This window comes from Methylocystis sp. H62, from assembly GCF_015709515.1.
Lineage (GTDB): Bacteria > Pseudomonadota > Alphaproteobacteria > Rhizobiales > Beijerinckiaceae > Methylocystis.
The window spans coordinates 1-24,978 of the sequence record NZ_JADNQZ010000043.1 but is presented as its reverse complement, the minus strand read 5'-3'; the positions used below and the strand labels follow the sequence as shown (position 1 = coordinate 24,978).

Annotated in this window: 18 protein-coding genes and 3 pseudogenes; 8 read left to right on the top strand and 13 right to left on the bottom strand. The window is 58.9% G+C overall.

The window, feature by feature from the left end; all coding sequences use genetic code 11:
* The 6 genes and pseudogenes from tviB to IYY11_RS04120 form a co-directional block, all read right to left on the bottom strand.
* Window positions 1-1,275 (bottom strand): Vi polysaccharide biosynthesis UDP-N-acetylglucosamine C-6 dehydrogenase TviB, encoded by a 1,275-nt coding sequence (gene tviB, locus IYY11_RS04145; RefSeq protein ID WP_196402852.1) that lies wholly within the window; start codon window positions 1,273-1,275, stop codon window positions 1-3.
* Between the two features lie 17 nt (window positions 1,276-1,292).
* Window positions 1,293-2,129, bottom strand: coding sequence for a class I SAM-dependent methyltransferase (locus tag IYY11_RS04140; RefSeq protein WP_246719609.1), 837 nt, complete (start codon window positions 2,127-2,129; stop codon window positions 1,293-1,295).
* Window positions 2,130-2,324: 195 nt separating this feature from the next.
* Window positions 2,325-3,178: pseudogene (gene rfbA, locus IYY11_RS23680) on the bottom strand (glucose-1-phosphate thymidylyltransferase RfbA).
* A 299-nt stretch (window positions 3,179-3,477) separates the two neighbouring features.
* On the bottom strand, window positions 3,478-3,714 hold the full coding sequence (locus tag IYY11_RS22765) for a GDP-mannose 4,6-dehydratase (protein ID WP_246719622.1): 237 nt from the start codon (window positions 3,712-3,714) through the stop codon (window positions 3,478-3,480).
* A gap of 850 nt (window positions 3,715-4,564) precedes the next feature.
* Entirely contained in the window at window positions 4,565-5,227 is a 663-nt protein-coding gene (locus tag IYY11_RS04125; protein WP_246719608.1) for a transcription termination/antitermination protein NusG, read from the bottom strand.
* A 171-nt stretch (window positions 5,228-5,398) separates the two neighbouring features.
* Window positions 5,399-6,202 carry an O-antigen ligase gene (locus IYY11_RS04120; RefSeq protein ID WP_210331229.1) on the bottom strand — a complete coding sequence of 268 codons (804 nt, stop codon included), beginning with the start codon at window positions 6,200-6,202 and terminating at the stop codon, window positions 5,399-5,401.
* Between the two features lie 833 nt (window positions 6,203-7,035).
* Here IYY11_RS04120 and IYY11_RS04115 point away from each other — a divergent pair.
* Complete coding sequence (locus IYY11_RS04115) at window positions 7,036-7,956, top strand: hypothetical protein (protein ID WP_196402848.1); 921 nt, start codon at window positions 7,036-7,038, stop codon at window positions 7,954-7,956.
* 586 nt (window positions 7,957-8,542) lie between these two features.
* Here the strand turns inward: IYY11_RS04115 and IYY11_RS04110 are convergent.
* From IYY11_RS04110 to IYY11_RS04085, 6 genes and pseudogenes are all read right to left on the bottom strand, one after another.
* Window positions 8,543-9,865, bottom strand: coding sequence for a hypothetical protein (locus tag IYY11_RS04110; protein WP_196402847.1), 1,323 nt, complete (start codon window positions 9,863-9,865; stop codon window positions 8,543-8,545).
* 54 nt (window positions 9,866-9,919) lie between these two features.
* Window positions 9,920-10,456 (bottom strand): hypothetical protein, encoded by a 537-nt coding sequence (locus IYY11_RS04105; RefSeq protein WP_196402846.1) that lies wholly within the window; start codon window positions 10,454-10,456, stop codon window positions 9,920-9,922.
* Between the two features lie 126 nt (window positions 10,457-10,582).
* Window positions 10,583-12,760, bottom strand: a complete 2,178-nt coding sequence (locus tag IYY11_RS04100) for a polysaccharide biosynthesis tyrosine autokinase (protein WP_196402845.1) — start codon at window positions 12,758-12,760, stop codon at window positions 10,583-10,585.
* 43 nt (window positions 12,761-12,803) lie between these two features.
* Entirely contained in the window at window positions 12,804-13,505 is a 702-nt protein-coding gene (locus tag IYY11_RS04095) for a polysaccharide biosynthesis/export family protein (RefSeq protein WP_196402844.1), read from the bottom strand.
* Between the two features lie 782 nt (window positions 13,506-14,287).
* A pseudogene (locus tag IYY11_RS22760) lies at window positions 14,288-14,671 on the bottom strand (transposase); the annotation flags it as partial.
* Between the two features lie 16 nt (window positions 14,672-14,687).
* Window positions 14,688-15,438: pseudogene (locus tag IYY11_RS04085) on the bottom strand (IS5 family transposase).
* 1,931 nt (window positions 15,439-17,369) lie between these two features.
* Between IYY11_RS04085 and repA the strand changes: the two are divergent.
* The 5 genes from repA to IYY11_RS04055 all read left to right on the top strand — a co-directional run bounded on the left by repA (window position 17,370) and on the right by IYY11_RS04055 (window position 22,104).
* Entirely contained in the window at window positions 17,370-18,581 is a 1,212-nt protein-coding gene (gene repA, locus IYY11_RS04075; protein ID WP_196402842.1) for a plasmid partitioning protein RepA, read from the top strand.
* Window positions 18,563-19,561: a plasmid partitioning protein RepB gene (repB, locus tag IYY11_RS04070; RefSeq protein ID WP_312029694.1), complete on the top strand. Its 999-nt coding sequence runs from the start codon at window positions 18,563-18,565 to the stop codon at window positions 19,559-19,561. Before repA ends, repB begins: the two co-directional genes overlap by 19 nt.
* Before the next feature lie 186 nt (window positions 19,562-19,747).
* Window positions 19,748-21,115: a plasmid replication protein RepC gene (gene repC, locus IYY11_RS04065; RefSeq protein ID WP_196402840.1), complete on the top strand. Its 1,368-nt coding sequence runs from the start codon at window positions 19,748-19,750 to the stop codon at window positions 21,113-21,115.
* Between the two features lie 435 nt (window positions 21,116-21,550).
* The gene (locus IYY11_RS04060) at window positions 21,551-21,775 is read left to right on the top strand and encodes a DUF433 domain-containing protein (protein WP_196402839.1); all 225 of its coding nucleotides are present in this window, start codon (window positions 21,551-21,553) and stop codon (window positions 21,773-21,775) included.
* On the top strand, window positions 21,775-22,104 hold the full coding sequence (locus IYY11_RS04055; protein ID WP_196402838.1) for a DUF5615 family PIN-like protein: 330 nt from the start codon (window positions 21,775-21,777) through the stop codon (window positions 22,102-22,104). Before IYY11_RS04060 ends, IYY11_RS04055 begins: the two co-directional genes overlap by 1 nt.
* Window positions 22,105-22,107: 3 nt before the next feature.
* On the opposite strand, the gene IYY11_RS04050 is transcribed toward IYY11_RS04055, so the two are convergent.
* Window positions 22,108-23,145 (bottom strand): tyrosine-type recombinase/integrase, encoded by a 1,038-nt coding sequence (locus tag IYY11_RS04050; protein WP_196402837.1) that lies wholly within the window; start codon window positions 23,143-23,145, stop codon window positions 22,108-22,110.
* A gap of 253 nt (window positions 23,146-23,398) precedes the next feature.
* Between IYY11_RS04050 and IYY11_RS04045 the strand changes: the two genes are divergently transcribed.
* Window positions 23,399-24,571, top strand: coding sequence for a DUF1403 family protein (locus tag IYY11_RS04045; protein ID WP_196402836.1), 1,173 nt, complete (start codon window positions 23,399-23,401; stop codon window positions 24,569-24,571).
* A 116-nt stretch (window positions 24,572-24,687) separates the two neighbouring features.
* The coding region (locus IYY11_RS04040; protein WP_196402835.1) for an SMC-Scp complex subunit ScpB at window positions 24,688-24,978 on the top strand (291 nt) is incomplete at its 3' end.

Below are 24,978 nucleotides of genomic sequence, written 5' to 3'. Positions count from 1 at the left end.
CTAAAGACGCAGGTCAGATTGATCGAAATCCAGCACATATTTGAGATCGTAAAGCACGTGTTCTTCCCTACCAAAGTCTCGGACCGCCGGGCCGAGCTCGCGAAACAGGTCGTGCGCGACCGCCAGGATGATAGCATCGTAAGCGCCTGACTCCGGTTCCTCGATAAGGGCCAAGCCATACTCGTATTGCGCTTCTTCGCGGGAGGCCCACGGATCGTAAACATCGACATTGGCGTTGTAATCGGCGAGTTCGCGCACGATGTCGATCACCCTTGTATTGCGCAGATCAGGACAATTCTCTTTGAAGGTCAGCCCCATGATTAGGATGCGCGCGCCTTCGACATGAATGCGCCGTTTGATCAATGCCTTGACCAGTTGCGACGTCACATAGGCGCCCATGCCGTCATTGAGACGGCGGCCAGCGAGAATAATCTCGGGATGGTAGCCGATCGCCATCGCTTTGTGCGTCAGATAGTAGGGGTCGACGCCAATGCAGTGGCCGCCGACGAGGCCCGGCCGGAACGGCAGAAAATTCCATTTGGTGCCGGCAGCCTCGAGCACCGCTTCCGTGTCAATGCCCATTTTGTTGAAGATGATCGCGAGCTCGTTGATCAACGCAATGTTGAGATCGCGTTGGGTATTTTCGATTACCTTGGCGGCTTCGGCGACTTTGATGCTTGAAGCCTTATGGGTGCCAGCGACGATGATCTCGCCATAGAGCTCGTCGATAATATCCGCGATTTCTGGCGTTGAGCCGGCCGTCACCTTCCTAATCGTCGAGACGCGATGCAGCTTGTCGCCTGGATTGATCCGCTCCGGACTGTAGCCTGCGAAAAAATCGACGTTAAATGTCAGCCCCGACACAGATTCAAGCACTGGCACACAGTCTTCTTCGGTGGCGCCGGGATAGACGGTCGATTCATAAACGACGATGTCGCCCTTCTTCAGAACGCGACCGATCATTCCCGAGGCCTTGATCAGCGGCGACAAATCGGGACGTTTGTGTTCGTCGATCGGCGTCGGCACAGTGACGATATAGAAATTACAGTCGGCAAGATCGGTGAGGTCGGTGGTGTAATGGAGGCCGCTGGCCTCGCGCAATTCTTCAACGCTGACTTCAAGCGTCACATCGTGGCCGGCTTTGAGAGCCGCAACGCGTGACGGGCTTATGTCGAAGCCAACAACCTTGCGTCGCTTGCCGAACTCCGCGGCGAGCGGCAGCCCGACATAGCCAAGGCCAATAATAGCGAGCTTGATGTCCGATAAACTTTTCATCTATTCTTCAGTTAAGCTCATTTTCTCGTTCCTACCGCGCACCAAAAAGGTTCGCCGTCGGCGATCACGATGTTTTCGAGCCCCGCTTGCGCCATCATTTCTTCAATTTCGTCCCGCGTGAAGCGTTGCTCCAATGGCGTCCCAAATCGATCACGGGCGTCGGTGCGCATCGTATAGAAGCTCAAATTTCGATATCCGTAGAGCGGCATGTGTCGCATGTGCAAGCCCAGTCGCTCGCCAAGCAGCGACATGCGAGCCAGCGGCCAATACACCATCAAGGCGATCACGTCCGTTGTGACAGCTTTGAGCGGCGCCGGCATGGCGCGTACGGCGGCGCGGACTGTCTCGCTCAGTCGCCACACAAATTTGAACCAAGCCGGCCGGTTGTCAAACCGGTAATACAAATAGACGAGAAATGGGGCGCCTGGTTTGAGCAGCCTCACGCAGGCCTGCATCGCCGCGAACGTATCGGGGATGTGATGCAGAACTCCCAGCGAATAGCCGAAATCCTGAGAACCAGGACCGAGCGGCGCCGAATCCGTCGTCGCGACAAGAAAGCGCACGTTGGCATGTCCGGCAAGATTTCGCTTTGCGACGTTTAGCGCTTCGCTGCTCGCGTCGATGCAGTGGAGGAGACCTACGCGAGGCGAGACAAGCTTCGCCCAGCGCCCGGAGCCACAGCCCATATCGAACCCTTCAGCTTGCGGCGGCAAGGCGCTCCATGGAAACAGCTGGAAATAGTTCTCAAAGATTTTCTTGAGCTCTTCTTCGTCGAGCTTCGACTGGTCGTAGCGCGACCATTCGTCACCAAAGCTTGCAATCGTTGTTTGGTCGACATTGGGTTCTGTTGGCAAATCGAGCCTGCCTGCGAAAGAGAAGGAGTGTTTGAAGCCTAATGAGGCGATAAATTCAGATCGTCGTTTTTGATGGGAACTCGCCATCGACAGATATCCGGCTCGTGGCGGTCTACGCTGCGTTGCTGCGGATCGCAAGACGGCCGCAGCCTCAATGCATGTGAGCGGTAGGAGCGTCGTGAACAGTTGTCAGCATCAGGGCGACATGTGTCGCTCCCGCGTGTCGCCGGCCTCTCTCAGGATCTGAAGCAGATAGTCGCCATAGCCGCTCTTGGCGAGACGCGTCGCGGCCGCGCGCATCCCCTGCGCGTCGATCCAGCCCTGCGTGAATGCGGTCTCCTCGAGGCAAGCGACGCGTTTTGCCCCTGGCGCTGCTCGATCGCCTGCACATATTGCGCCGCTTCCAGTAGAGAGGCGGGGGTTCCGGTGTCGAGCCAAGCGAAGCCGCGCCCCAGCTGTTCGACGGTGAGCGTTTTGGCCTCGAGGTAGATGCGGTTGAGATCGGTGATCTCGAGTTCGCCACGCGCGGACGGCCTAAAGAGACGCTGCATATTCGGGCGCGCGCCTGTCATAAAAATAAAGTCCGGTCACGGCCCAGTTCGATCTCGGCGCAACCGGCTTTTCTTCGAGCGAAACCGCCCTGCTTTCCTTATCGAATTCCACCACGCCGTAACGCTCTGGGTCGCGGACGCGATAGGCGAAGACCGTCGGCCGGTCTGGCGCCGGCGCGCGGACCTCAGCGCCTCCGTCAAGCCGTGGCCATAGAAAATATTATCGCCCAACACCGTCGCCGAATTTCGACCTTCGATAAATGGCGCGCCAATTATATAGGGTTGCGCAAGACCTTCGGGGCGCGGTTGTTCGGCGTAGGAAAGCGAAATTCCCCATTGCGCGCCCGAGCCCAGCAGACGCTTGAAGGAAGGCAAGTCCTCCGGAGTCGAAATCTCCAGTATCTCCCGTGCGCCCGCGAGCATCAGCACGGAAAGCGGGTAATAGACCATTGGCTTGTCATAGACAGGAAGCAGTTGCTTCGACGCCGCGAGCGTCATCGGATGCAGTCTGGCGCCGGAGCCGCCAGCGAGAACAATGCCGCGCGTGTCTTTCCCAAAACCAACCCGACTGACGCATAACGTGCGCTCGTGGGGCGTTAACGCCGGGAAAATGATAGGGCCCGCAATTTTTGGAGCGATTGGTGATGATCGTCGGCTATAGGTTTCGCGCTACCAGACGGTCCGAGCCCGCATCGGGGCGTGTTTTGCGAAAGCGCCCTTCTTCTCCCAATAATCCGAAGACCTCGTCGGGAAACGAAATTTCTCGGCTCGCGCTTTCGGCAAGCCGCGCCAATGTTTCAGCGCGGCGTCCAGCGTGGTGAAGGCGCGATGACATTCGTCCAGATAAGGGCCGCGGGCCCGTCGATTGACCGGTCGACACGGCTTTCGGCGGCAAGATGCATGACGACGTCAGGCTGGAATTCTGCAAAGGTCCGGGCGACCGCGGCGCGATCCCCTAAGTCGGCGCGGCGAAAGGCGTAACGCGGGCGCTTCGCATCGGCTCGAAGCGAGTCGAGATTGCCGGCGTAGGTCAGCTTGTCGAAAACAACAATATTGTCTTCGGACCTCGCCAGAAGCGGCGAACGCTTTCATCGGATGAACTATTTTACAGACGTTGCGACGACCAATTGAATCCGCCCACACGCTGCGCTGATCTCCAGGCGTATGGGCGCGCGCAAAAAGACAGTGCGGCCTAGGCGTCGCGCGTGTTTGGCGGCATTCTTATCGCGCCCGAAGGACGTAGGGCGGCGCCCAGAAGGGGCGCCCGCAGCCGTCAAGCCCAAGTCGCATGGTTTGAGCTATTTTTTGATACTTGTCATCGAACGTTTTAGTTTTTGATTCTCTTAATTTTATTTTTTGTTCTCTTCATTCAAGAAACCTCGTTTTTTTACAAGTTGCGATAATGGCATTTCCCGCGCCGTCCCCGCTTTCGGCGCTTATCCGACGAGAGCCGACGACCCGGGACTGCAAATTCGAGGCGCAGCAACCGACCTTGCTCGCATAGCGAAGATGGCCCTCCCACGTTGGTTCATCATTAAACGGCAGACGTCGCTTCGTGACATCGACTCGGCTATATCTTCGGCCCTCGGCGAGCTGCAAATTACAAAGCTAACTTGCGAATGGGCGCGACGTCTGCGCGAGCGGTCGCCCTCATTGAATGGAGCGCTCTACGACGCTCGGATGGCGCGCAATGATTTCTCGCGCAAATTCGAAAGGTTCACCTTATGTCGCCTGAGCAAACTGACCAAGGTAGAAAAATTGCGCGAGGTCGATCGCACTGCTCAAGACGCTTCCGCAGACGCTACCGCCGTTCGGGTCAAACGCAGCGCTTGTCCCGTTGCTATCACTTTGGCACCACCGCGCACCGTCGCGCGACAGTGATCTTTACGCCGCTTCGAGCGCCGAACGGTCCAGGAGCGCGGGCACTTTTCCGCCCATGATGTCAAGCAAGACCCGCACGCGTCCGTTAGAGTCGAGCCTCTCCAAGCAGCCGATCGCGTTTGCGAACGGGCCGGCGGTGACGCGCACCGACTGGCCTACGCACAAACTGCGATCAAATCGGACCAGGCCATCGTCATCGGTGTAATCGAGCAATTGCTCGACCACGCCGATAGGCACCCGGGCCGGTCCCTCCCCTGCCATGACGAGGCTTGCGACGCCAAAGGTGCCATTGACCGTTCGCCAGCGATCGCGACCCAAATCGAGCACGACGAATATGTAGGTCGGGAAGATTGCGCCACAGACGTCGCGCAATTTTCGCGCGCGCCTAACTGTTTTCATCATCAGCGGCAAAAAAGTGGGAAAACCTTGCTGAAGGAGATGAAACTGAGCCCTCGCCTCCTGCCGCGGACGCGAGCGCACGACATACCACCTTTCCGCCCCTGTGAGGATCAACGTCTCGCGACGGCGCTTCCAACATTCTATTTGAGCCAAACGCGATTGTCCTTGCTTAGCTGCCACATTTCCCTTGCCGTTAAGCCTCCGATTGGCGGAGTCGCGCTCGCATCCTACCGCTAAAATTATGCCATAGGTCGGCCTGGGAGTCATTCTTCTCGAGATCGCTTCATTTTGCGCAACGTCATCGGCGACAACGTCGAGACCGTGACTGAACCATGTCCAGACCCTTGCGGAGCGGGCGACTTTCTCAAAAACGAGGAGCCGGAATTTGACGATCCATATGCTGTCGAAGTCCAGAGCCCGTAGTAGCGTGCTTTCCGCTCACTGATCGGATCTCTGAACGCTGGGCCAATAACGGCGACGAGCGCCCGTATGCGCTGGTTCGGCGCGCGAGCGCCGCCAAAGCCGCCGAGCGTCGATCGGCATCTCGACAGATTCTGCTACTGCGGCCGGGATCGCCGGATTGATCAACAAAGCGCATGCAAAAGCGGCGATCGCCATCATTGCGCCGGTGCGCAAAGGATAGTCGACAAGAGAGTGGCAGAGCAGCATCGCTATGACCAGAATCGCCGCGCGGGCCAAAGATTTGTCGATTGCAAGCGGACCTGGATTTGACGCTCCCCACATCTGGAATGCTCTACGGGCGAGCCAGTAGAGGAACAGGCCCAGAAGTAATAGACCGGCGACGCCGGTCTCGAGTAGTAATTCGAGCAAATCATTATGGGCATGGTTGGCGTAATCACCTGCATACGCTTCTACGTCACGGGGCTTCTCGAACAGCGCGAAGACTGGGACAAAAGTGCCAAGCCCTGCCCCGATCGGCATGAGCGCTTGGGCGGCTTCGAAAGTCGTACGAGCAAAAACCGTCCGCACATCTGTCAAAGGGTCGACGGCGAAACGATCCAGCGCATCAAATAAGGCCGATTTTCCCATGAAAACCATGACGACCATTAAGCCGATCAGCACTGCCACGATCGCTCGATTTCTTAAATATTGCAGAGGTGAACCCGACAACGTCAGGGCTCCGAACAGCGCTGCCATCGTCAAAATTGTCCCGCCGCGTGAACGCGTCGTCAATTCAACGGCGAAGAGCGTTACGAGCGCAACGGAAGCTGCGATGCTCACTGTGACCGACGCCGCGTCAATGACATCGGGGCTTTTCCAGCGAGCGGGGCGCAGCGTTGACAGTCCAGTCGTAAGCCAAGCGGCCGTCAGTAGAATGGTGGAATAGAGTAACGCCGCAAAATGATTGACATTTGCGAAAAAGCCGACGGGAGAGCTCGCGTTAGTGATGCTAAAGAATCTCAGGGGGCTCGTCGGCCCTTGGACAAGCTGAGCCAATCCGAGAAAGGCGCTTGCTACTCCGGCGGCGATAGCGAGCAGACTTAACAGTCTGCGCTCGCGCCAGTCGAGCGTCAGAACAGACAGAAACACTGCAAGAGACGGCAGCAGCCATAGGACGGTCAGCCAAGTCGACTGCGGGGCCATGCTGATCGGCATCCAGGGGGGGCGGCGACCGAGGAGCTCGAAGGCCGCGACCACGCTTTCGCGCCCAGGCAAATGCGTCCATATCGCCGGCGGCAACGGAATGAGCTGAATCATTGGCACGGCCAAAAGCGCGCCGCAAAACGCCAAGGCCCAGCGCACCTCTAGGTCGCGTGCGGCGTCCAAGAGACGCCAGAATGCGGCGAGCAAAACGGGGATGGATAGCAGCTGAAGCACCGCGTCGGACAGGTGCCCCCCCTTCGTACTCCCGCCGAGAAGGAGGCAGGACAACAAACCGAACGCGGAGAGGTAAAAAAACAAGTCAACTTTCCTTCGAACCAGCTTCCTGTGTCTTGAGATTTAAAAACTCCAACCCGCGTGGGCGATGAGTCGGTCAGGTAAAGCCCAAGATTGAGGCCCAATTGTTCAGCTAGGCTTCGCTAGAAGCGCGCCAATTAATTGAGCGGTCGTTCATGCGCAGTTCATCCGGGCATCAGGCGCATTTTCCCGATTTGTCGCGCTCCCGCGACTGGTTTCGACGTAATCTCGCACAACTTCACACGCGGTTTGCGCGCCGGCCCGAAATATGCGTGCCCGCTCCGGTGCTGTCACGCAAGCGCATCCTAACATATCGTGCCCGGCGGCTGCCGACCGAGCGCCATTGCCGCAGTCCCGAGTCTTCACCGCAGGCGAGGATCTGCTTCGACCGGCAGATGGACCAGACGACCGCGCTGGTTCTTGATCACAGTCGCCTTCAATCAAGAAAAGCGTCTGCTGGGCGATCGGGGGCACGGCAGCGGGACCGAACTGCCGATCGTGCTCTTCCGCTATGCGACCGGACGCGACCACATTTTTATGCGACCGGACGCGACCACATTTTGGCACATCCGCGCCTAGGAGAGGCAGGCATCCACCACATCAGACTCACGATCCTCAAAGAGTACTGCCCAACCTCGACGTTGGGTGAGCGCCTAAACGAACATAACCTTTCAAGGACACTAGAGTTTCGGCAGGACGTCCATGCAAACATCTTCGACGCAACGTCGCTGACGAAGGCGAAAAAAATCGCCACTCAGCTAGCCAGGCCGAACATCAACACGCGACAGCTCAATCGAACGCCGTCGGTCCGATCGACCATCGGCCACAAGAACTCCGTTACGACGTTACTTTACGCCGCAATCGTCCAGAAGTCGCGCAAAGTTCGGGCCGAGGTCAGCATCGTCACTGACATTTTACGGGCTGATAGGAGGGAAGATGATCGGCGTGCTGGAGCCACCACCCCTGATCGCCGCCAAGCCGCTCAATCCCACGAGCGGCAGGAGCACGGCGGGATTCCATCCGGCACAATCACAGCTTATCGGCTGCCCGCTTTGGTCCCGCAGAAGCCCTCCTGAGCGGGCGTGCAACGCGCCGTCTCGACACAAAAACTGTTGCGTTACGCCGTTAACCGCCGCTCTTTCGACAAAGCAGCCACAATCACAGCTCACCGCTTGTCCGCTCTGGTCAAGTAGGGGCCTCCCCGACCGTAGGCTCGACAGTACGCCGCCTCGACATGAATACTGCTGCAGCGAACCGTTCGCTGCCGCTCTTTCAATAAGGCAGGCTGCTTCGCGCAAGTCCTGGGCCGATGCTCCAACTGTTGTTAGACACGCCGCCAACCCCGCAATCGAAGACAATTTTCTAATTCTCGACAATGCCTTCATAGCTAATTCCTCTTACGGGAGCCGTCCTCTGTGCCGCGGATCAAGGAGCTTTCGGCGGGCGAACCGATGCGATTATACGCGTCCGTCCTCTTCTGGATACCCCTAAAGATATTCAGACGAATCTTTTCTCGAGAGTGTTGCATAATTATCGCGCGCTACTTCAGCGCGGGAGAAGGTCTTCGGCTCTAATAGCTTCCGGCGGAGCCTCCCAAGGCATCGCGAAGACACTCAAGCCGTACATCGCTGTTCCGCTGCTCTTCGAACTTTAGGAATTATTCTAGGGTTTTTTTCCCTCTCGCGTGATCGAGAGCGCATCGAACCAAATGGCGCCGGACACGAGTAGCTCGGAAGGGGAACGAGCCGCCAGCTTAAGTTGAAGCAACTGGACTGAGCAGCCATTCTCTGGCACAACCACCGAAAATTCAAAAGCACGCCAATCTTGAAACGATCCCAGGATCATCTCGCTCTCGCCGATTTTGGCTCCGCCCACGCAGCTAATACTCCATTGAACACCGCGCGGCCCGATGACCTCGCCATTTAGCGAACCCCTAAATGCGTAAGCGCCAGGGGGCAATACGATCGATTGCGACACGCCAGGGAATTCAACGCTGCCCGAACCAAATTCGACGACAAGCGCATGGTCGACCGCGGTTCCAGGCTTCGACACGAAATCGACGATAACATTCTCGCCCGCGGGAGCCTGCCAATCGAATGGTGAACCAGATGGCTTTGCCTCAAAATCGCCGTTATAAAGAAACCCGGACGCCTCGAGTTTTTCGGGCGGGAGGAATTGCAGCCAGACATAATACGCCAGCCCATAAAGCTTGTGTTCAAACAGGAACGACTGGTAGGCGTTGATCTCACTCGTCGTTGCAGGTGCATGTGTGTCTTGAAGGCTCAATAGTAAGTCAAGAGGAGTGCGCGCATTGGTGATGTACATTCCGAGGTTGCCGAAGAACTGAGGGCGCCATCTTGGATTTGCAGCTAGAAGCTTTTTTATCTCTTGCGCGCCCCTTTTGTCCTCCGCCATGCGAGCCAGGATCGGCATCACATTTTGCGCATATGCGTCTCCTGTGCGCCACAAAGCGTCCGCGTAATAGGCCGCCGTCGAGAATTGCTTCCGTTCGAAACTTTTCGACATTATCCAGTTGATGGCGAATCCTTCGTGAAGCGAATGGCGCGCGGCTGCACGCATAAATGCTTCAGCTTTCCGCGCCGCGCCTTCTTCGTCTGAGATTTGGCCTAGCAGCCGATACGCGCGGGATGAAAGGGGATCGGCGACGAGAGCCGTTTCAACCTGATCGCGCAAAAGCTTCAACTGTTTTGGCGTCGGCTGAGTCTGACCAGAAGGCTTGCCTTTTTCGCTGGGTTTTGAATTGATCTCAATTTCGGCGAGTGCAAGGAGCGACGTTGGCTCGCTCCCTCGCAGCAAGAGCGCTATTTTCGGCGAGGCCGTGGCTAGGTAAGCGACAACGGTATGAGAGACAATAAGCCAGCAAAGCGCAAATCCGAGAATGCTGAAGATCACCGTTCGGATGGCGTGAGGCCGAGCTTCGTCGGCATCGGTGTTCAGCGCAAGCGGCTGCTTCAATTTTGGCATGGTCAAAGCCTACAGCACGCGTTAGCCACTTTGTTTGGAGAACTCCGGCTTATCTCAGTGAGCGCGAAAACCCAGCGCGAGCGCCACGAACTTTTCCCATAAACTGCCCCGCCCGCGCCTCCCAGGTTTGGCGATCTGCACTTGCTCGCCTGAGATCCTCCGCTTCAGATGCCCGATGCCCGCGACGCCATTCGGGTCCCTTGCTCGGTAGATAGCTCGACCGTCGTGTGAAGCCGTAAGCGCCGCCGGACGTGTGTCCAATGTTGCATCATAAGCTGCGCGCCGCTCCGGCGTCTTGAGATTGTTCCATGCGTGGGTGATTCGCAATAAATAGACGGACCGCGCCGAGCCCTGACGATCCTCTGCATCCAGCCATTTGCAGAGCAGCGCAAGATTTCGACGCAGATCGGCGGCTGGGGCGCTTCGCCGCGCGCCCAGCGCGCGATAACTGTCGGCGCTTGGCGACAGGAGGATTTGTTCGATGTAAAACGCCGCCGCTTCACACAGCTTTTGTGGAGACCTCTGAGTGCGTTTCGCGGCGGCTTCGATGGCGCCGCGATCATCCGAAACGATGCGCAGCAACAACAACATGCCCTCTGGTAAAGAGCTAATTCGTAACTGGCGGCGACGCGACGGAGTCGAAGCCAAATCAAGGGCGGCTCTCACTGCGGCGATATCGTCGTCAGGCAACATCGTCCTCAGCCCGCGCCGCTTCGATCAAATCGCCGAATCATTTGCAGCGTGATCGAGCTCGTCTCTCGCCTCGGCTCCTTTGTCGACGCCATCTGTGCCGATAAGATCCGTACCATATCCATATCCATATCCATGGCCGCCTGCTTTTCTTGCATCGTATTTGGTCAGGACCAAACCCAGCGGCGTCACGCGCGCCTGCGCCAAGCGTTTCAGGGCGTTGCGAACCAACCCAATCCGTCCCTCTCCCGAAGCGATCACCAACAATGTGGCGCTCACTGCGTTGGACAGTACAATCGCGTCCGCCATGCCCATCACAGGAGGACCGTCCACAATAATTACATCGAAGATTTCGCTGTACACCGACAACAAGGAACGAAATCGCGCACCATGTAGCAATTCCATCGGGGCGGGCGGCAACGGACCCGACGGCATAACATGAAGGTTATGCGTGGTGGAATCAATTTGTTGGATCACGTCATCCGCCTCGCAATGATGCGAAAGATAATTGCTAAGACCGATAGTGTTGCCAATGCCGGCTTTTGTATGAAGGGAAGGATTGCGAAGATCAGCATCCACGATGAGCACCTTCAGACCCATAGCGTCCAACTGTCGCCCAATTCCTAACGCGGTGCTGGACTTCCCTTCGCCCGGCGACGCACTGGTGACCATCAACGTCTTAGGGATGCCAAATTCGGTTGAAAACTGCAGTGACGTGCACGTCGATCGGAACGCCTCCGAGATGGCGGAGCGCGGATCGTGAGCCTCTATCTCGAATGTCTGATTTTGCCTGACCCTCGGAATGATGCCGATAAGCGTCAAGGCTGATGCGGTTTCCGCATCGAGCGGCGAATAGATCACGTCGTCGAAATACTCACGGGCAAACGCCGCGGCGACGCCAAGGACGAGCCCGGCCGCGAACGCGAGAGCGAAGGTCTTAGGTATATTCGGTGAGGTCGGCGCACCCGGGAGTTGCGCCTTGTCGATAATGAACACATTGTTGGTTCCGATGCCGCTAGCGACGTCTACTTCTTTATAGCGCTGCAAAAGACTCTCATAAAGCGAGCGGGTTGTGTCCACTTCGCGTTTAAGGATGTTGTATCGAATGCTGCGCTTTTGAAAATCGAGCGTCGCGTCGCGCAGTTTTTCGACCCGCTCTTTCATTTCGTTTTCTTGGCTCAATGACGACTCGAACGCGGCTTTCAGAGAGGCTTTTATGGCCTTCACCTCTTGGTTGATCTGGCGGTCGGTTTCTTTGATTTTATTGTTGAGTTGCGACATTCCCGGATAGTCCGCGCGGAATGTTTCGGATTTCTCTTGATATTCGGTAATGAGCTGACCACGTCGCGAACGTAAGTCCTCGATCGCCTTGTTTGTTAAGATCTGCGGAATGTCGATTCCTGTCGACCTTTCGGCTTGGCGCCACAATTGTTCGTTCTTCATACGCTCGGCCGTTAAGACACCCAACGCGGTGTTCGCGGCCGCCAGATTGCCTTCTGCAATGGACGTCTTCTCGCCTGTCTGAATGATCTGCTGTTTTTCCGCGAAGGCAACCAATTGGTTTTCGGATTGTTCGAGACGCAGTTTCAATTGTTTGAGCTGATCCTCAAGGAACGATTTGGCGTAAGCGTTGGCTTGAAAGCGCTTTTCAAGGTGAGCAGCGGTATAGGCCGAGCCATAAGCATTCGCGACCTTTTGAGCCGACGCTGGATCGGCATTCGTGACGGTTAAGTCTACGAGCTTCGTAAACGGCACAGCTTTCACGCTGAAGCCGCCTAGCGCGCTCGGATCGAGGCGCGTGAGCGACGCCACACGTTGCGTTAGGCTAGAACTCTTGAGCAGTTCGACTTCTGTTTCAAAATCACTGTCCGCTTCAATCGAAGCGTTCTCTGAACCTTTTATGATCGTTGGCGCAGTGCGATCGATCTGCAATCGAATTGTCGCTGAATAAAGCGGCCTCTCCAGTAGACCCTTTAGTAGACCTAGCACTGCAAATGTCGCGGCGACGCCGCCAATCAACCATTTTCGCTTAATCAGAACGCGCAAGATTGCTCGAACGTCGATGCCTGACTCGCCGTCGCCAGTGAGGTTGTCGCCGATCTCGCCATAAGCGTATCTCGGCGGCAGGTAAGCGGGGCTTTGGACCAGCGAACGGCCCGCTGGCGCGCCGCCGTCGGACGCGTCGTTGCGATCTTCGTCGATCAATTCGGTATTTCCTTGTCCAGTGTTTTCGCGTCTCGGTGAGCGACTAGAGCGCCATCGCTAGGCCGGCCAGGGGCAACACTTTCAAAACGTTGTTGAGTCCCATCTTAGCCATTGAGTCACTTACGACGACAACATCACCAGGCGCTATTGAGGGATCCGGCGCAGTTCCGCCGATAATTGCCGAGATGTCGTATCTTGTCATCGTGCGTGCGCCGTTAGCGGTCCGGAAAAGGACGACATCGCTCGACGCAACCGCTGCGTCCACCCCGCCACTCCTGGCAAGAACTTGCATCAGCGTTTCCTCGCCCTGCATTTTATGGACGCCGGGGCTCTTGACAGCTCCTTGTACTGTAACTCGCTGACTGTTGTATTCTCTAACAACCACCGTGACTTGAGCCGCTCTCAAATACCGCGCGTTGAGGCGAGACTGGATGTTGCGCTCTAGTTCGGAAGGGCTTTTACCTGCGGCGGGTACTTGGCCGATGAGCGGCATATTGATTGTTCCGTCTTCGCCGACCTGCATCGTCTTGGAAAGGTCCGGCGCCCCATATACGGAAATGTCCAACATGTCTTGAGGTCCGACGAGATAGCGCCGACTTCCTGGCGAGGAAGTCGATAAATATTGGCTCGCCTGTTCGGTCGGCGTTTTGTTTTCGACCGGAGTTCGATCCGTAATGCCGGCACCTTCATTGGGAACGCCGTTGCAGCCTGCTAGGACAGCGAAACTGACTGCGAAAAACACCATTCCGAACGACCGTGCGGCTTCCGCTCCGCAGTGCTCTAGCCGTCGCCTCACCATGCCTCACCTCAAAAACCGGATGACATTTAACATCGTCCCGTCGCGGCGCCGGATTCTTGCACTGACGGGCGCGGCTGGTGCGCCGGTTGATCGACCCTCCCGAAACAACATGTTTTTATATCATAGTTTGCCCTCATCAATTTCCCCTGCGTAGTGGCGCCGATCAAAATATTACAACCTTTTTATCCGAAAATCATGAATTATGGAATGCGACTGCTGGCGCCGAACGGAAGCCGACAATCTCTCGACGCCCGATTTTCTTCCTGGTCGCGAACCTCCTCACAACGGGCCCGCTGTTCGCAATCATGGCGAGACTGAAGGAAAAAGCCGAAAAGCGAGGGCGACCGCGCTTCGCCTCCCGCCACTGCTGCCGCGCACCACGGCGGATCGGACGGCGGAACTCGTCAACCCCCGCGCCCGCATTCTTTCGGGTGTCACGCTTCCGTTATTTAAGCGCCACCAGATCGCCGGACGGAAGGAAGGAATCGAAAGTGGTTGTATGATTTGAACGCCACTAACGAATAATCGCGCCGGATTTGTGGCATGCCGCGAAAAAGGGACGTCGCCTTTTTGCCGTCTCGTCCCAACATTGCGGAGTCCGGAATGACAGCGCCAGGCAAATTTGTGAAATTCTTTTGCGAGATCGAGCGCTCGGTTTTCGGACTCAGTGTCGTCGCAATCGGGCAGCCATTTTAAATATTCGCGCAAGTGTCGCGCCGGCGGAAGGCGGCGAGTTTGCCGAGCGTGCGACGCAACTGATCGGCGACGTTACGCAGCTGCGCTTTTGCGGCCGCGGCGTCGTCCTGGGCGAAAGCCGCGGCGATGAAGCCGGGAACCATTCAGCCGGCCGTTCTTGCCGGCGTGTGCGAGCGCATTGCCCAAGGTGGACGCGGCAGCGTTGCCAAGCGCGCTCATTGCCTTGAAAAACGGCGGCCTTGATCCCGCTCGTGGGCGTCCGAGACGACGAGCTTCACACCACGTAAGCCTCGGCAATCAGCTCGCGCAAGAACTGGATCCAGAAGGTCTCGGCCTCCGAGGGAGGGCGCATTCGTGACGCCGATCGCCATGATGACGGCGATGGAGACGATGCTGCCGTTCCTGCGGACTTTGACTAGGGCCTGTTGAGATTCATCGGGAGTTTATGACGGTGGCGGCGATGTGGATCATGGCGGCGAAGCTCTGATCGGTTTTGTCGGCGCGGAGCGCGATGCGTTTGAACTCCTTGAGCTTGCCGAAGAAGTTTTCGATCAAATGCCGCCATTTGTACATCTCCTCGTCAATGGCAAGAGGTTTTGCCCGGCGGATGTTGGGAGATGACGACTTTGGCGCCGCGCGCGTCGAGATAGGCGATGATGCCGTTGCTATCGAACGCCTTGTCGGCGATCAGCGCGCCGAAAGCGACGCCCTCAAGGAGCGGCGCAACCGCAACCGTATCGAAACGCTGTCCGGGCATGAGCGTGAAGCGCACGAGATTGCCGAGCGCATCGGTGAGCGCCAGGATTTTGGTGGTCATGCCGCCTTTTGACCGGCCGATGGCCTGGCTCGAAGTCCCCCTTTTGCGCCCTGTCCGTGACGGTGAACCTTGACGATGGTGGCGTCGACCATGGCGTGTTCCATGTCGGGTTCGTCGCAGACGGCGTCAAACAGCCGATTCCAGACATCCGCCTTTCACCCAGTCGCGGAACCGTGTGAACACGCTGTTCCAGTGCCCGAATGCGCGCGGCAGATCGCGCCACGGACTGCCGGTTCGAGCAATCCACAGCACCTCCTCCACGAACAAACGGTTATTGTTGCCGCTGCGGCCGGGATCGCCCTGTTTGCCAAGACAAAAGGGCTCCATCTTCGCCCATTGGGCGTCATTCAAAACGAATCGGTTCATCAAAAGCTTGAATCACAGCCAAGCTCAGATGAGAATCCCAAATCCCAACAGACCCTAGGTCATGTCGATGAAGATGAAGACACAGGGTCAGTCTCCTCGATCGGCCATCGAGAAAGGCTTTGACCTTTTCGTCGATCTTTTGGCAAAAGCCGGCTGAGCTGGTTCTCGGAGATTCCGAGCCACCCATGGCTTTGACGAGTTCGTCGACACAGCGGTCGAAAACGTCCTGGACTTAGGCCTCCTCACGGCATTCAGCGAGACGGGAAAGTGAGAGCCCTTGCCAAGCTTACGGATGCGCAGTTCCACTACCGCCGGCCCATGTCTGCCAGTCGCGGTCGCGATAGTCGTTGCGCTAATGATCCGCCCGCTCCAACGCTCGTCATGAGCGACGGCGCGCGTCAGCGCGCAAACCTCTTTCTCCCTCAGGAGATGGGCGGCGAAGCCGCCCATCTCCCGCAAAATATAGAGGTCGGGGCCTTTTCCACGGGCGCGTGACGGCTCATCATCTCTTCGGTCATCGGCGGTTCGTCGGCCGCGCTGTAATTCGCAACCCGACTTTATCGATTAATTGTCGAGGCCTTTCTCGGATGCCTTTCTCGACGGCAACGGTCGTGTCGAACGTCTACTTGTGACGCTCTTTCTTTGCGCCAACGGCGTGCTGCGCAATCGTCTTCTCTATCCCTAGCGCGCGCCCCGCAGGTTATCACCGCGTTTTAGAAGTCCGTAAGAACGGCGCTGTCAGGCACGGACCAATTCTTCCTCTGCGCATTCACGAATCTCTCCTGCTGCACCCCTTCGCCACCGCCAACGACCTCATCCTCCGTTTCGGTTTGAGTGGAGTTTGAGTTGCGCTCTGGCTCGCGCTGTTCGGGAGGGCCACGCGCCGGCTAGAGAGCAGCGATGTCGCCACAAGCGGCTTCGCTTGCCGCAATGTGTCGTGCCGACTTCTTTCCCCGCCCGGCGCTCAACCGCCGGCCATTCAGCGCGGAGCAAACAAGTCGGCTGGAAGCGTCTCCGCTGCGCTTCGGGTGCGGCGCGATTCGCCTCTCGCTCGTGATCGCTGTTAGCCCGGGACCCGCGCGGTCGTAAGCGAAAGAGCAACGACCATGAATATCGATATCACTCCCCTCCCCTGCGACGGTCAAAACGAAACGCCTTCGTTACATTTCCCCAAAGAACTCTCGCCTTCACGGCCGTCGGCCCTTTGGCAACGAGCCAGATCGGCGTCCCCTGCCCTCCTCCGACCTTGCGGTCATGGCGCTAGAATCCGCAGTCGAGTGGCTTTCAAGTCTCTTTACTCAATGCGCGGCCAGAAGCTCGCCTGCCCGACCGGCTTTGCGCTTTCGGCAAACTCTTTCATCGCGAAGCGGAGCGCCTCGATCGCGAAACGAACTGCGCAGCGTCACGCGCGGGCGAACAGGACGGCTGGGAAATCCGTTCGGTCGAACTGAAGCGATTGATCGTGCAGGGGCTAACGTTCACTGAACGTCGGAACGCCTTTGAATTCTTCCGCGACCATCTCGCCGAACTCTATGCGGCCGACGGGCTCGGTCTGGCGTCCCTGCTCCGGCTTCAAAAGTGAATCACCGCGCTCTGACGGCTGGGCCCGTCTGGCCAGGACTTGTCATCGCAAGAACGCCGCGCCCTTCAAACGCAATGACGGGATGCTCGAGAAGTTGCCGACAGGCGGGATTGTTTTCCCGGGGTTCGGTATCGTCGAAAACCTCGCAGATAAAGCGTGCAAGAGGGAAATTCCGGCGTGACGATTCGATAAGGCAGCGCGCAAGCGTTGCCGGTTGGCCGCGGCCAACTTCGTAAAACACCCGTTAACTTTTCGGTTACTCAAAAACCATTGCTGAAGAAGCCGAATCGTGTTCCTGATACGGAAGAAGAGCAATTTTGTGCTTGAAATCGTATCGCGGGATTAAATCGTGGGCGCGCAGACAGTTGAGGCGACAGCACCATCAGATGCGCGAATTTCCGCCCACGCTCGCCTGTTGTCCGAACAGCTTCAGGCGCTCGGCTCCCGACTTTTCCCGCCGGACAGTCACAAATTACTCCGCTCCTTTTCATCCGGGGAAGCCGCCAAACTCTTGCATGTGTCGGATGGATATCTTCGGCAGCTCTCTCTCGACGGGATCGGGCCCGCGCCTGAAATAAGCGCCTCCGGGAGACGCTCCTATTCCCTAGTACAAATTAACGAGCTGCGCAGGCACATTGCCACGGTGAAACCACGCGAAGCACTTTCCGTTTTGCCTCACCGCCGCGTTGGGGAAAAAATGCAAACTATAGCCTGCGTCAATTTTAAGGGTGGATCGGCAAAAACGACGACGTGCCTGTATCTTGCCCAATATTTAGCAATGTCGGGATTTCGGGTGCTTGGGGTTGATCTTGACCCTCAGGCATCTCTGTCGGCCATGCTTGGCTTGCAGCCGGAATTCGACCTCAAGGAAGGCGACACGATTTATGGGGCGATTCGGTATGAAGACGCCCGTCATCCCGTCCGGGACTGCATTCGCAAGACCTATTTTGACGGACTGGATCTTATTCCTGGCAATCTTGAGCTTATGGAGTTTGAACATGAAACGCCGCAGGCGCTGGCTCTTGGTTCGCGGCTGCCGGGCGGCATGTTCTTCGAACGCGTTGGCCATGCGCTCGCGGAAGTCGAGGCAGATTATGACATCGTCGTGATCGATTGTCCGCCGCAGCTTGGCTATCTGACGCTTGGAGCCCTTTGCGCCGCGACAGCGCTACTGATCACCATCCATCCCCAGATGGTCGACGTTGCCTCCATGTCGCAGTTCTTGCTGATGGCCTCAGACTTGATGGCGGTAGTGGGAAAGGCCGGCGGCGATCTGCGCCACGATTTTATTCGCTATGTAATCACCCGTCACGAGCCGCACGACGGGCCGCAGTCACAAGTAGTGGCTCTTCTCCGCAGCCTTTTTGGCGAAGAGGTTCTGGCGGCGTCCGCTTGGAAGTCGACCGCCATTGCGGACGCAGGCCTCACGAAGCAATCGCTCTACGAGCTCGAGCGCGGGGCGATCGGGCGTGCGACCTACGACCGCGCAATCGAGTCGCTTGAAGCAGTCAACAGCGAAATTCTCGGGCTCATCCTTCGAACATGGGGGCGGATTCCATGACCCGACGGAACATCATAACATCGCTACTCGAGAACAAGTTGGCCGCGGCCAACTCCGCGGAACCCTCCAAAGCCGCCAACCCAGACAGGGTTCTTGCAGGCCCGGTGAGGACGATGAGCTTGACGCTCGATCGGATGGCCGAAGAGTCCCGGACGCTGCAGGAGGCGCTCGCTACAGGCGCTGCTGTAGTGGAACTGGATCCTGAATGCATCGATGTTTCGTTCATAAGAGACCGGCTTTCCAGCGCTGATGATCACGAATTTCAGGTGCTCAAGGAATCGCTCCGCTCTCACGGACAGGAGGTGCCGATCCTCGTAAGACCGCATCCAACGAAAGGCGGCTCCTATCAAGCAGCGTATGGGCATCGACGTTTGAAGGCTGCGCAAGATCTCGGAATCAAGATCAAAGCCGTCGTCCGCAACCTCGATGATCGACAGCTGATCATTGCGCAGGGAATTGAAAATACTGCGCGCCGGGATCTTTCCTTCATCGAACGCGCTCTGTTCGCAAAAGCCCTCGAAGATAGCGGGCACGACCGCAGCGTCATCATGGCGGCGCTCTCAACGGAAAAAACAGACCTCTCGAAAATGATCACCGTTGCTCGATCGCTGCCAGAGGCATTGGTTCGCGCGATTGGTCCGGCCCCAAGGGCTGGCCGACGACGTTGGCTGCAGCTCGCCGAATTATTGCGCTCTCGCAAGTCGCTTGTTCGCGTCGAAACCGCCCTCTCCGACCCGAACTTTCCGGCTGACTCTGACACTCGATTTCTAAGAGCGCTCACAGCGGCTACGGACAAGTCAATCGCATCAGACCGCGCCGAGGTTTGGAAGCGCCCGGATGGCGCGGCGCTTGCGCGAATAAGCCGCGACGCTAAGGCGACCATCGTCCGCTTCGATGAGAAGGCCGAGCCGGACTTCGGCGCATATGTCATTGAGCGCCTGAGCGATCTCTATGAGGAATTCCGCACACGTCGTGCGTAAGCGGATTGTTGCGTAGAAATACTGGAAAGAAGGAAACTCGCAAAAAGAAAAAGGCCCCCGAAAACGTCTCCGCCCGGAAGCCCTTCTCAGACTTAGCACTCAGAGAATCACACTTCCGCGAATCGCTGTCAAGAGTCGGCGCCGTTTCGGCGAGCAGATTTCTTTTGCCTGAACGAGGCAAAGATCATGCGCACATATTCAACGACACCCTTCGGGCGGCGGCCGTTGTCGCTCGCCATGGTGGCGGCGCAGGCGGCGACGCGGGATTTCGCGTCAAAACCTGACGCGTCCGAGACGGTCGTCCATAAGTGGCGCCTGTTCCGCGCGCTCACGGAAGCCAAAGAGCCGCTCGGCATCACCGACCGGGCGCTCTCAGTTTTACACGCCTTGCTCAGCTTCCACCAAGAAACCGCGCTGACCCTTCCCGAGGCCGAAGTCGGCGAGGGGGAGAGTGATTCGCCAACTCCCGGAATTGTGGTGTTCCCATCGAACCGCGAGCTTTCTATCCGCGCTCACGGCATGGCGCCGGCGACGTTGCGTCGGCATCTCGCGTCACTTGTCGAAGCGGGGCTCATCATCCGCCGCGACTCGCCGAACGGCAAACGTTTCGCGCGGCGAGGGCAGGGCGGAGAAATTGCGGAAGCCTTCGGCTTTGATCTGACGCCCTTGATCGCGCGCGCAGCGGAGATCGAAAACCTCGCCGAAGAAGTGCGAGTCGAGAACCGCGCCATCGCTCTCCTGCGGGAAAGGATCACGCTGGTTCGGCGCGACATCGTCAAGATGATCGAGACCGGCATGGAGGAGGGCGTTCGCTTCGCGCGGGTCTCGATCGACGGGCAGGAGATTGGCGACTGGGAAGGCCTCTATGGGCGTTCCCAAGCCCTTTCGGCGCGTTACTCGCGCAGTCTCGGGCGGGCCGAGCTGGAGGCTTTGGCGGGCGAATTGACGGCCTTCGCAGCGAAAATCCAGAATCTATTGGAAACTCACGTAAAACAGCAAAAAAGAAGCGCCAATGAGTCCCAGACTGAGCGTCATATACAGAATCAAATCACAAACATTCCTGATATTGAACCTAGCCTTCAAAAAGGCAGGGCCGAACCGCTCAGGTCAATGCCGGAAAAGCCGGAAGCTGAAAGGGTAGGGGGTGCAGAAGCTGAGGCAAGTCCCGGAATTGAGGCGCGACAGGCGACATCGACGCGAAGCTACCCCCTCGGCATGGTGCTGCAGGCCTGTCCCGACATCGTCGACTACGGCAAACACGGCGAGATTTCCTGCTGGCGCGATCTCATCGACGCTGCGACGATTGTCCGATCGGCGCTCGGCGTCTCGCCTGACGCCTGGAAACAGGCGCTCAACGTTTTGGGCGAGCATGACGCCTCGATCGTCATCGCCGCAATCCTGCAGCGGGGTGAGGAAATCAAATCCGCCGGCGGCTATTTGCGGGTGCTAACCGGAAAAGCGCGGGAAGGGCAATTCTCGCTGGGGCCGGTTTTGATGGCGCTGCTGCGCGGCAAGGCCGCAAGAGCGGCGCGCGACCGGCAGCAAGCGGGGTGATAGGCGTGGGCTTTCGCTGCCGTGGATTTGGCGATTATCGTTGCCGATCGAGGGAGGCGGACGCCATGATTGATACGACGACCCAACTCGCCATTCTTTCCGATGCATTGGTCAAAATCATTGACCTTTGTCCCCTGGCGACGACAAGGAAGGCCGAGCCCGCTCCTCTTGACCCGAGCGGGCGACATCGCCGCGCAGGCGCTGACCGCCGCCGCCACCTACGGTCCGTTGCGCCATTCGCGGAGTCCGTCGGCGGGCAACTGGATGGCCGTCCTCAGAGCTAGGTTTGCCGAGGACGAAGGCTGAACAACGGCAGCGGTTCGACCTCGATCAGGCCCCGCCTGTGCGAATTCGATCCAATCGCAAACGGTAGGATTTCGGCTATACTTGCCCAAATAAGTTAGAGCGCCAAGCGGCGCAACAAGGGGCGCAGGAGTGAGTGAACTTCATCGCATCACGGTCGACCCGCAGCAGTGCGGCGGGCGTCCCTGCATTCGAGGCTTGCGCATCCGAGTCAAGGACGTGCTTGACTTATTGGCGGCGGGCGCCTCGCACGACGAGATTCTCGCGGACTATCCGCTGCTTGAAGCGGCGGATATCGCCGCCGTCCTGGAATTCGCCGCACGTCAGAGCGATCATCCGATCTTGCATGTCGCATAATGCGATTTCTTGTCGATGCGCAATTGCCGCCGGCGCTCGCCCGATGGCTTGTCGCGGCTGGATATGAGGCCGAACATGTCGGCGACGTCGGCCTTGGCGGCGCAAAAGACCATGCGATTTGGGCCTATGCGGTCAGCGTTGGAGCGGTGATCGTCTCCAAGGACGAGGACTTCGCGCAGCGCAAGGTGATGAAGAACGCCGGGCCGCAAATTGTCTGGATCAGACGGCCCAACACGCGGCGGCGCGAATTGCTGGTTTGGTTCGGGGCTGTGCTGCCACGAATGATCGACGCCTTGGAACGCGGCGAAAGCTTGATCGAGATGAGCTAGCCTCTAAAGGCCTGCCGCCTTGGTCAGATTGACCCTAAAACGATCGCGTTTGCGCTGGTAGCGGCGGGTCATTTCGGGGGAGGCGTGGCCGAGATGTTTTTGCACAAGCGCCTCCTCGATTTGCGCCGAGGAGGCGAGGCCGGCGCGCAGGCTGTGGCCGCCAAAGGCGAGACGCCGCTCGCCCTCGGTTAAATCGCCGCGAATGCCGGCGGCGAGCGCGGTTTTCTGCACCAGACGGGCGACATGTTTATCGGTCAGCCGCTCGGCGGCGACGCCGCCGTTCTTGCGCGCGATCGGCCGAAACAGCGGGCCCTGATTAATCCGGCCGAGCCGCATCCAGGTCTCGAGCAGGGCGACGGGACAGGTTTCGGGACGCGATCCGCGGCCGATTTCGACCTCGCGCCAGCCGGTCTTGCCAGAAATCTGCAGCACCGCGCCGCCGTCGAGAATCTCGACCCACCCGGCGCCACCCTCGGTCTGATCCGGGCCGCAATCGAGCCCGACGATTTCCGAACGGCGCAGGCCGCCGGCAAAGCCGATCGCCAGAATGGCGCGGTCGCGGATGCCGCGCAGATCCATGTCGAGGACGCTGAGCATCGCCAATAGTTCGTCAGCGAAGATCGCCTCCTTTTGGAGCGGCGGGCGACCATGGGCGCGGCGAATGCCGGCGAGCACCGTCGAAATATGCCGATCTGACGTATCGAGCGGTTCGCCGCGCTGGCGGTAATGCCAGCAAATGCCGGCAAGCCGGCGCTCCAGCGACGCGACGCTCAAAGGATCGCGGCCGGGGGAACCCTCGACACAGGCGGCGAGATAGAGGCCGACGGTTTGCGGGTCCGGGGGGAGGGGATCGAGGCCCTGCCGGCGCAGCCAGGCGGCGAATTGCCGCCAGTCGGCGTCATAGGCGCGCTGGGTGTTGTCCGCGCGGGCGTTGCGGGCGTAATCGCGCGCCTTTTCGGAGAGCGCCGTGAGATGGGGGGAGGGGGGCCGCTCCGTGAGGGGCGCGGGGTCATCTTCGAAGTCGTCGTCGATGTCCGCCATCTCGTCCTCTTTTCGGTCCGGCTAGGGTCCTGCGTCGTTTCGAGCGCAAAAATTCCGACGCCTCGGAAGGCTCTCTGAGGTCGATTTCGGCCATTTTCGCCCGGAAGTCCGCCGGTTTCGAATCATGTCCGATAAGCCCACATTATCGGACATGAAGGAGGAAAGACAAGCGCGGCGGAATTTGGCTGACATCAGCAAACAAAGCGCCGCCAGTACTTGCCGCTGGACCCGTTCCGCGCCTACGATTCCGCGCATGTTGGAAAGCGATTCGCCCCACCCGTTGAGCCTTGAACCCGTGGCGATGGCGCGCCCGCGGCGCGTCGTGCGAAGCCGTCCTCTAAACCCGTCGCGCCCCCCAAATCTTCCGGAAATCCAGCCGCTTCCGCGTTGGGCGAGGCTCAACGGCGGCGACAGAAACGCGATGTTTCTCGCCGGCGCCGGCATCGCCCATCTCGATCAGATTTTGCGCGCCGGCGCCGATGTTTCGCGCGCCGGCGATAGAGCCGTCGATGTTTCGAGCGCCGGCTTAGGGACTGGCGCCGATATATCGAGCGCCAGCAGCGACTCAGTCGATGTTTCTAATGCCGGCAAAAACTTCGGCGTCGAGCCGGTTTTTTCGGGCGCGCTGCGCCAGCGCCTGGCGCTCACGGCCGCCGCGGCCTGCGCGCGGCTCGCGCGGCTGCGCGAGGACGAAGCGGCGCTCCGCGACGCCGAGCATCTCTCCGGCTGCGGCGGCGAGACCAGCCCGGCCGGCCGCCTGCATCGGCTGTTTCGGCTGTTTGCGGCGCGTTCCATCAAATTTGACGCGGCGACGTTGTCGCTTGCCGCCGAATATGTCGGGGCTCCGAGCGCCTTCGACGCGCAGGGTATTGCCGAGGCGTTGCGACAAACCGTCGCCAACGCCAATGATCCGCTCGCCGCGGCGGCGGCCGCGAGCGCAAGGGCGATGCATGATTTGGCGGCCGTGCCAGCGATCGACGCGGAGATCTTCGCGCTCTGGCTCGCCGACGTCGCCCTGGCGCAAAAACTTGGCTGGAACGCGCCGGTTCCGCTGCTGGCCACGGTGATCGCTCACCCCGCATTGCGCCGCCCCCCAAACGGCCGGCGACCGCGTCCAGGCGACCGCGACTGGTCGAACGCGCTCGCCGGCGCCTACGCGCTCGCCGCGGGTGAGGCGATGGATCTCGCTGGCGCCTTGTCGCGCCAGACGCAAAAACTTCTCGACGCCGCGCCAAAGCTGCGCGCCAAGGACGCGTTGCGGGTGATCGACATGTTGGTCGCCGATGATTGCGTCGCGCCGGCGCGCGCGGCGAAAACGGCAGGGCTCTCGGACCGCGGCGCGCGGCGTCTTTTCGATCGGCTCATTGAACTTGACGCGGTGCACGAACTGTCGGGGCGATCGAGCTTCCGGCTTTATGGGCTCTGAAGCGTTTCCAGCCGAAGTGGATGCCGGTTCGGCGCGGGAAACGCGTTTTGAAAATTGTTGTCGAGCAAAGTGCAAGCGGCTCCGATGAAGCAAACGCGGCAAGAAGAGGCGCAAACATGGGCCGCCCCCAAAATAACGAGCTGCACGACTCGTTTGATCCCGTGCTCATGGAGTTACCGGAAGCCGTGCGCTGGCGCGAGTGGATGGGGCGCGTCGAAGCCGTCATTTTCGCCGCGCCAAGCCCCGTACCGCGCGAGGCGCTCGCACGGGTCGTCGGCTCGACCTGCAACCTCGACGAGCTGATTGCCGACATCCGCGACGATTTGCGCGCAAGGCCATACGACCTCGTTTATGTCGCTGGCGGCTATCAACTGCGCACCAAGCCGCGCTTCGCGCCGGCGATCCGC

Coding starts and splice junctions, on each gene's coding strand:
- tviB (WP_196402852.1), bottom strand. CDS start 1,275: ATGAAAAGTTTATCGGACATCAAGCTCGCTATTATTGGCCTTGGCTAT.
- IYY11_RS04125 (WP_246719608.1), bottom strand. CDS start 5,227: ATGACTCCCAGGCCGACCTATGGCATAATTTTAGCGGTAGGATGCGAG.
- IYY11_RS04115 (WP_196402848.1), top strand. CDS start 7,036: ATGCGCAGTTCATCCGGGCATCAGGCGCATTTTCCCGATTTGTCGCGC.
- IYY11_RS04110 (WP_196402847.1), bottom strand. CDS start 9,865: ATGCCAAAATTGAAGCAGCCGCTTGCGCTGAACACCGATGCCGACGAA.
- IYY11_RS04105 (WP_196402846.1), bottom strand. CDS start 10,456: ATGTTGTTGTTGCTGCGCATCGTTTCGGATGATCGCGGCGCCATCGAA.
- IYY11_RS04095 (WP_196402844.1), bottom strand. CDS start 13,505: ATGGTGTTTTTCGCAGTCAGTTTCGCTGTCCTAGCAGGCTGCAACGGC.
- repB (WP_312029694.1), top strand. CDS start 18,563: ATGGGGGCGGATTCCATGACCCGACGGAACATCATAACATCGCTACTC.
- repC (WP_196402840.1), top strand. CDS start 19,748: ATGCGCACATATTCAACGACACCCTTCGGGCGGCGGCCGTTGTCGCTC.
- IYY11_RS04055 (WP_196402838.1), top strand. CDS start 21,775: ATGCGATTTCTTGTCGATGCGCAATTGCCGCCGGCGCTCGCCCGATGG.
- IYY11_RS04050 (WP_196402837.1), bottom strand. CDS start 23,145: ATGGCGGACATCGACGACGACTTCGAAGATGACCCCGCGCCCCTCACG.
- IYY11_RS04045 (WP_196402836.1), top strand. CDS start 23,399: ATGTTGGAAAGCGATTCGCCCCACCCGTTGAGCCTTGAACCCGTGGCG.